The sequence below is a fragment of the Trebonia sp. genome (assembly GCF_049794275.1).
Taxonomy (GTDB): domain Bacteria; phylum Actinomycetota; class Actinomycetes; order Streptosporangiales; family Streptosporangiaceae; genus Trebonia.
This window is the reverse complement of record NZ_JBARCR010000311.1, coordinates 1-7,293: the sequence shown is the minus strand read 5'-3', so window position 1 is coordinate 7,293 and position 7,293 is coordinate 1. Positions and strand designations below refer to the sequence as shown.

The 7,293-nt window shown below is 67.1% G+C and carries 7 protein-coding genes; 1 reads left to right on the top strand and 6 read right to left on the bottom strand.

The features are described 5' to 3' along the window. Positions 1 to 136 precede the first annotated feature (136 nt). The 4 genes from WA805_RS08655 to WA805_RS08640 all read right to left on the bottom strand — a co-directional run bounded on the left by WA805_RS08655 (position 137) and on the right by WA805_RS08640 (position 2,613). Positions 137 to 874: a hypothetical protein gene (locus WA805_RS08655; RefSeq protein ID WP_425240855.1), complete on the bottom strand. Its 738-nt coding sequence runs from the start codon at positions 872 to 874 to the stop codon at positions 137 to 139. A 92-nt stretch (positions 875 to 966) separates the two neighbouring features. After that, on the bottom strand, positions 967 to 1,368 hold the full coding sequence (locus WA805_RS08650) for a peroxiredoxin family protein (RefSeq protein ID WP_425242075.1): 402 nt from the start codon (positions 1,366 to 1,368) through the stop codon (positions 967 to 969). 118 nt (positions 1,369 to 1,486) lie between these two features. Next, complete coding sequence (locus WA805_RS08645; protein ID WP_422289410.1) at positions 1,487 to 2,245, bottom strand: DUF427 domain-containing protein; 759 nt, start codon at positions 2,243 to 2,245, stop codon at positions 1,487 to 1,489. A gap of 23 nt (positions 2,246 to 2,268) precedes the next feature. Beyond that, positions 2,269 to 2,613, bottom strand: coding sequence for a hypothetical protein (locus tag WA805_RS08640; RefSeq protein ID WP_422277849.1), 345 nt, complete (start codon positions 2,611 to 2,613; stop codon positions 2,269 to 2,271). Positions 2,614 to 2,925: 312 nt separating this feature from the next. Between WA805_RS08640 and WA805_RS08635 the strand changes: the two genes are divergently transcribed. Next, positions 2,926 to 5,331 carry a TOTE conflict system archaeo-eukaryotic primase domain-containing protein gene (locus tag WA805_RS08635; RefSeq protein WP_422277847.1) on the top strand — a complete coding sequence of 802 codons (2,406 nt, stop codon included), beginning with the start codon at positions 2,926 to 2,928 and terminating at the stop codon, positions 5,329 to 5,331. Between the two features lie 115 nt (positions 5,332 to 5,446). On the opposite strand, the gene WA805_RS08630 is transcribed toward WA805_RS08635, so the two are convergent. Continuing rightward, positions 5,447 to 6,187 carry a hypothetical protein gene (locus WA805_RS08630; RefSeq protein ID WP_422323358.1) on the bottom strand — a complete coding sequence of 247 codons (741 nt, stop codon included), beginning with the start codon at positions 6,185 to 6,187 and terminating at the stop codon, positions 5,447 to 5,449. 4 nt (positions 6,188 to 6,191) lie between these two features. Further along, positions 6,192 to 7,208, bottom strand: a complete 1,017-nt coding sequence (locus WA805_RS08625) for a helix-turn-helix domain-containing protein (protein WP_422277843.1) — start codon at positions 7,206 to 7,208, stop codon at positions 6,192 to 6,194. Positions 7,209 to 7,293 lie beyond the last annotated feature (85 nt).

Sequence of the window (7,293 nt, the reverse complement as noted above, 5' to 3'; positions counted from 1 at the left end):
GCCGATACCGCTGGTGGCTCCGGTGATCAGGGCGACAGTTCCGGTCAGGTCGGTGCTCATGGTAACTGCTCTCCTCGTGTTTCGATGTGTGCGCTTCAATAGGTGCTTGGCGGCGGCCGCCTTGCTGCTCGAGGTCCTACTTCTTGAGGCGCCGGCTTCCGCCGTGCCAGTCCTCCTGGATGCCGGTCTCGCCAGGGCTAACGCCAAAGCTGCGCAGCTGGGGTCGTTCTCGAAGGCTGCGCTTGAGCTCGGCGAAGCCGGGGAATGAGGCGAGCCCGACAACGTGGTCCCACAGCTGGACCGCTTCCTGGTCGCTGGGCAGCCGGCTGATGACCGGCCCGAAAAACGCGGTTCCGTGGGGCGGCCCGAAGTGGATGACCGGGGTTCCGACGTCCTTCCCGGCCAGCGCGAGCGCCTCGTCGGTTTCCGCCCGCAGTACCCCGTCCCAGCTGGGGTCATCCAGGGCGCCGGCGAGCCCGTCGGGCAACCCGGCCCGTTCCAGGAGGGGCTGGACGAACTCGCGACTTCCCCGTTGTTCCGGTCGCAGCGCAGCCGCGGCGGCGGAGTCGAACGCCTGGGTGCCGATCGCCTCGTAGAGGGGTCCGACAGCCTGGCGACCGTGCTCGGTGCGGGTCCGGGCGGCCACCCGCAGCAGCCGCAGCCCAGCGGTGTGGCCGGCCTCGTAGCCCGCCGGGAAGTGACCGTCGTAGTCGACGCCAGCGTTGAGCATGCGCAGGGAAATGAACCGCCAGTCCACGGTGTAGTCGCGCTGCGCGGCGACCTGCCGGACCCATTTGCTCGTCATCCAGGCGAACGGGCACAGCGGGTCGAAGTAGAAGTTGATGTCGGCGTGGTTCATGCTGTCGGTTTCCATGGCTATGAGGACGACGTGGCGGCGTGCTCGCGCAGGTACCGGACCAGGCCGGTGATGTCCTCGGGCACTAGGCGGCCGATGGCGCCGCTGGATTACACGCTTACGATCACCTTGCCCTGCGGGTCTAGCACGAAGCCGGTGGACTGCAGGTAGAGCGGGTCTTCGTTGACGAACGCGCCGGTCAGCCTGGCGATAGCGCGGGCGTCGGCGCTGTGTCCCAGCGGGAAGGTGAGGCCGTGCCTGGCGGTGAAGTCCGCGGTGGTCTTCTCGTCGTCGACCCAGAGCGCGGCCACCCGGACGCCGACCTGGGCCAGGGAATCACCGGCTCGCTGGAACGCGCGCAGCTGGGCGGTGCAGTAGGGGCACCACGCTCCGCGGTTGAACAGCACGACCCCGAACTCCCCGGCGAACGAGTCGGGAACCTGGATGGCCTGCGCGCCGGGAATATTGAGGGTCAGCTGGGGGAACGTGTCCCCCGGGTGCAGCAGGGGCATGGCCTGCCTCCTTTTAGGTGTCGTCGCGTGAATCGGTTAGGTGTCGTCGCGTGAATCGGTCCGTACTGTTAGTGCGCCCTGCGGCCGCGGTCTTACCCCGGCGCCGCGATGGTGGCGATCACTTGAAGAAATGGGTTCGGGCGCGGGGCAGCCGCACACCATCCACGTCGATGTCGATCTTCTCGTTGTAGAAGGCGACCAGGCCCGCGATGGGCGCCAGCTGGCGGGTGGGAAAGTCATAGGCCCAGGCGAGATCCTGGTGGCCACCCCGCACTTCGTCACCGGTACGCACCGACCAGTAGGCGCTGGTGACGCCCTTGTACGGGCAGGCCGTCCGGGTGGTGGTCGGCACGAGATGACTGAAGTCGACATCGGTGCGATCGAAGTAATACCGGGTCGGCAGGCCCGTCTCGAACACCAGCACTGGCGTGGTGCTCTCGGCCAGCGTGATTCCCTCCAGTGAGGCCCGGACGTGCCGGTGCGAGCGAAGTGCGTCGACGCGGACGTAAGGGTTGCGGGGATGGACGAAGACCTGCTCGTCCTCCTCATACCAGGCATCCAGCGCGTCCCAGTCGAAACGGGCCGTGTCAGCCACCCCGTCGATCGCTTCGTCACCGAAGACGCGCGCGGCGCCCGGGCGATCCACACCGCCAGCCCGCAAGCCGTGACGGCGTGCCGTCCCCTGGCGGAGCCGCTGCTCGTGGTGCTCGTCCAGGAGGAAACGCTCGTCGACGTCCTCGACCGGGATGTAGTACTGCGGGTAATACGCCCATTCCCAGACGTACCGCGCCCGTGTGCTGTCGAAGACCAGCTCGCCGCCCAGCGTTCCCCGCACTCGCCGCGGGGCGGGTTCGACATGATCGATCTCCGTGATCATCTGCGGATAATCACGATCGGCTGTCACATCAGATACGGCCATCGTGGCTCCCTCCATAATTCGGTAATTGAACCCGGTACAAGGTGAGCGTCACTGGCCGCGGCCTTCTTACCCCCAGTCAGCCAGCGGACTGCCGTACCGAAGACCCCGCGCGCACGTTCAGGCCGCAGCACTGTCAGCAGCAGCAGGTCGCCGCCGAAAGCGGCATGCCAGTCCGGGCCGAGCAGTTCCAGGTAGCTGTCGAGCCGGGCTGCAATCACGCTGCGGCGCTTGACCAGGCTGCCGCGCAGGGTAACGGCCCGGCGCAGCGGGTCCGCGGGCCCCAGGCCCTCGGCCGGGCGCAGCCCGTCAGGGTGCAGCAGCGGCAACGGGCCAGCAGCCGACTCTCCGTTCGACTCCGTCCGACCGTCTCAGACGTCTAGAACCCGCATGGCATGCAGAAGGTCAGGGGTTCGAATCTCCTTAGCTAAAGGCCCTTAGCTCCACCATTTTTCAGATTCCTGTTCGATGAAAAGTACCAAACTATTGGTTTTAGGTCATGGCCTGTTTGCATGCAGAAGGCCGGGGCTCGGCCCTAAATGTCCTCCCTATTGCCGGGTACATGTTGGCCGTCGGCTATCTGGTGCGGCCATCCCCGCCGGGATGCCCGGTCTACGGTCGTTGGCGGATAGCGTGTCACCGTGGCTGAGATCCCGGCGGCGGTTGAGGCTGAGCTGGCACGGCTTCGGGCGGAGAACGCCCGGCTGCTGCGGCTGCTGAAGATGACTCCGGAGCAGGCGGCTCCGTCGGCTCCTGGGCAGGCCGGGTTCTTCGAGGCACCTCCCGGGCTGGTAGACGACGGGTCGCCTCCGGAGGTGAAGGTGGCGTTCTTCGGTGCGCTGTTCGCTGCCCGCACCGACGTGTACGCCATCCGGTATGACAATCCGCGTACCGGGAGGGGCGGCTGGGTGCCTGCGGTCCGCGGCGGCTGGCGCAAAGGCATGAAGCATGAGGATGCCGATTTCCTGCCGTTGACGCCAGCCGTGCTCGCCGCGCATCTGAAAGGCGAGGTGCACATCGGGCTGTACCCGCTGCTGGTTGGTGACCGGTGCTGGTGGCTGGCCGCTGACTTCGACGGGCCGGACGGGCTGGCCGACGCGCTGATGTACGTCAAGGCCGCGCGGGCGCTGCAGGTCCCGGTCGCCCTGGAGGTATCAAGGTCCGGGATCGGCGCGCATGCGTGGGCGTTCTTCACGTCGCCGGTTCCGGCCGAGATAGCACGGCGCCTGGGCACCGGCTTGCTGCGCGAGGCTATGGCGATGCGGGGCCGGATGAAGCTGGACAGTTACGACCGGCTGTTCCCGTCCCAGGACCTGCTCCCGGTCGGCGGCATCGGGAACCTGATCGCTGCGCCGCTGTTCAGGCCGGCCCGCCGCAACGGCGCGACCGTGTTTTTGAATCTAGAGGACCTCGAACCGCACAAGGACCAGTGGCGGTACCTATCGACCCTCGGGCGGATGACACCGCAGGAAGTCAAGCGTGCCGCTGACCGGGCCGGCCGGGTCGCGGTCGCCGGGGACGTGACCAGACTTGGCGCCCCGTTCTCATCGCAGATACGGCCTTCGGTGGCACCGGTCCTGCATGTCCGGCTCGGCGCGGGCATCCGGGTCGGGCAGGCTGAACTCACCCCGGCCCTGGGATCGACGCTGCGGCACGCGGCATCGATGCATAACCCGGAGTTCTACGAACGGCAGCGGATGCGCGCCTCCACGTACAACACTCCGCGGTTTCTTTACAGCTTTGACGAGACCATCGACGGCAGCCTGGTCCTGCCGCGCGGCATGCTCGGCACCATCGCCTCGCTCGCCGAACAGGCGGGCAGCCGTGTAGAGATAACTGATGAACGGGCGGCCGGCACGCCGCAACAGTTCACGTTCAACGCGACGCTGACTGCAGCGCAGCGAGCGGCCGTCGCCGAACTGACCCGGCACGACCTCGGTATGCTCGTCGCGCCGCCCGGGTCGGGTAAGACGGTCATTGCCTGCGCTGTCATCGCGGCCCATCAGACATCCACGCTTGTCTTGGTTGACCGCAAAGCGCTGGCTGACCAGTGGCGCAGCCGCGTCAGTGAGTTCCTCGGCGTGAAGGCCGGGCAGCTTGGCGGCGGCCGCGCCAAACTCCGCGGAACCATTGACATCCTCACCTTGCAGACTCTCGCCCGCCACGACGACGTTGCCAAGCTCGCCGCCGGCTACGGACTGATCGTCGCCGATGAATGCCATCATGTTCCAGCAGCTGCGTTCGAGCATGCGGTCAAGCAGGTCCCGGCGCGCCGCTGGCTCGGGCTGACCGCCACCCCGTACCGGCGCGACAAGCTCGATGACCTGATCGCCATGCAAACCGGGCCGGTCCGGCACACCATCACCGGACCTCGCGAGCCTGCCGCCGAGATACCGGTGCTGCCGGGCAGTACGCCGGGCGGCCGACCGACACCGGTGCTGCACCTGCACGCCACGTCGTACTGCTACGCGGGGGATGCCGATCCCTCCGTGCCAGGCGGGATGACGATGATCTACCGCGACCTGATGGCCAGTGAGGCACGCACCCGCCAGGTCATCACGGACGTAGCCGCTGCGCTTGCGATGGGCAGGAACTGCCTCGTCCTCACCAGCTGGATCGCGCACCTGCAGAAGCTGGCGGACGGACTGCGGGCTGCGGGCCACGATCCCGTCATCCTGCGCGGCGGCATGGGCGCCAAAGACCGTGCCGCGGCGCTCGCCCGGCTGCAGCCGCAACCCGGCGGCCCGCCACTGCTCGCCGTCGCCACTGGTCCCTATGCCGGCGAGGGCTTCGACTGTCCGCCGTTGGACACGCTCTTTCTTGCCGCACCGGTCTCATATAAGGGAAAGCTCGTCCAGTACGCCGGACGCATCATGCGGTCGTACGACGGCAAGACCACCGCCGAAGTCCACGACTACGTCGACGAACAAACCCGGGTGCTTGCCTCATCTCTCGCCAAGCGCGCACCTGGCTACGTCAGCCTGGGCTTCCCCGACCCTCGCCGAGTGCCCTACACACCCAGCGCCAACTTAGCAAGCATCGCATGACCGAGCCGGGTGGTAGGCACTCACGCCGATGACCAGCAGTGGTTGGAGGCAGCCCAGGCGCAGCAGTTCGGATTGCAGCCGCCCAACTTGGCGCGGACTCGGCGAGTCGGGTGAGCTAACTTCGCGCACACGCGGCGAGCAGGAGCTCGGCCAAGAGTTCGAGATCATCTAGGGTGAGGTCCGTGCCGCCCGCATCATGAATCCACCGCAGTGCCTCACGGCGGCGATCTACCAGCCAGAGATCGACATGCAGTGCGATGTCTGCGGCGGTCAACGCGTCGCAGTTGCCCAGTTGAGCCAGTGCCATGGGTCGTATTTGCTCGTCGAAGATGAGCCGGGCGATGTCTTGCAGGTCGGTGCCCTGTTTGGCGGACGCACGGTTCATGATGGCTTGCAGCTTCATGGCGACGAGGGGGCCCGGTTCGGCGACCAGCGCACTGACCTCGACGTGTGCTCCGCTCAGGGGCGCCACTTCGATGGTGACTTCGGTGGCGCTGTCGTTGGCCCAGGCGTGGGCGAAGGCGTGCAGGCGGTCACCCGGATCGTCGCTCGGCTGGTCGATCTCGATCTGCCGGACCTCGAGCACGTCGACCTTGACTTGGCCGTACGCCGTAGGAAGCAGTACCGAAGTCGGCTCGACAGGCTCAGCTCCTCGTGCGGCGCGGAGCACCTGAAGCTGCGGCACTTCACCGAGCAGCCGGTCCACGACATCGAGATCGGTGGTGGCGCGGTAAGGATTGGAGAGGCGGCACACCACGGCCAGCCCGCCGACCACCACCGGTGGCCGGCCGATCAGGGTGCGAACTTCTTCAACGCCTTGGACGACCGCAGCCATTGCGTCACCGATCAACGTCACGCGCTTACCAGACACGGGCCCACCTGTCCGGAGGCGTCCAGACACTGAGGACCTCTCGTCCGCGCCCCGCGTCCTGGGCTAGGTCCAGCGCGACGAAGACAGGGTGGGCGAGCGGCCATTCAAAGGGGTTGGTGGCCAGGTCGACTCGGTGGCTGCACGCTGCGGGCACAGGGGCGACCCGAACCGCGCAGCGCGCTTGCAGCCGCGACGAGGCAGAGCCTAGAAGTGTGGTCGATCGCCGCACAATCGCCAGGTCGGGCACGTAGAAGTCGAGGAGCTGCTCGGTACGTACTGCCAGCGGCGCGCCATACACTACAGCGGCAGCCGAGTCAGTGAGTGCCCACCCAATCGTGTTCTCCGCGTCGTCGAGTCCGAGCCGCAGGGGCTTGGCGATCGTGGCATCGTCGCCGGGCACAGGCAATCGGGCGAGATAGATGCGGGCGACACGCCAGCGGTCGGCAACCTCCCAGAACAGCTGCGTCCCCTCAACGCGATGCCCATCGTCGACTAGGCCGGCACGGCGAAGTGCGGCCAGCACCTCGGAGACCGTACTCGCCGACCTCCCGAGCCTTCGCGCCAGCTCGCGTACCGATACGCCAGCGGCCGGTTCCATTAGGAGAGCGGTGGCCACTTCCAAGCCTGCATTGCCACTCAGAGCATGCGTACGCTCAACTCGCCCGGAGACCGGCTCCACATCGGCGTCAATCACGACGTTGGACGACCGCAACGCGAGGTGACCGCGCAAGTCGTAGTATCCGGCACGGTGCTCGATGAGCAGCCTGCGCGCTGTCTCGGTCACGCGGTCGCCCACCACCATCAGCACCGAGTCGGGGCGGAGCGGCATTTCGATGAGTAGCCGCCGGGCAACCTCGTCGGTCACCAATGCGCGATGCTTGACCTGCACCCGGGTCTCGCCGGGTTCGATCACCAAGTCGATCCCGCGGTCGGGCGCGCGGACGGCCTGCCGAGCCTGAACCCCCAGCTGCGCCAGAGCATCGATAAGTAGGGCCTCAGTGTCCACAGTAACCAGGATGCCAGACCGTTCGGCGTTCGGTCAATACCGAACACCGAACGGTCCTCAGCGGTCCGGTGAGCCAGGACCAAAC

Bases quoted from the DNA above. Each gene is read 5' to 3' on its own strand.
- WA805_RS08645 (WP_422289410.1), bottom strand. From the start codon at position 2,245: ATGATCACGGAGATCGATCATGTCGAACCCGCCCCGCGGCGAGTGCGG.
- WA805_RS08655 (WP_425240855.1), bottom strand. From the start codon at position 874: ATGGAAACCGACAGCATGAACCACGCCGACATCAACTTCTACTTCGAC.
- WA805_RS08650 (WP_425242075.1), bottom strand. From the start codon at position 1,368: ATGCCCCTGCTGCACCCGGGGGACACGTTCCCCCAGCTGACCCTCAAT.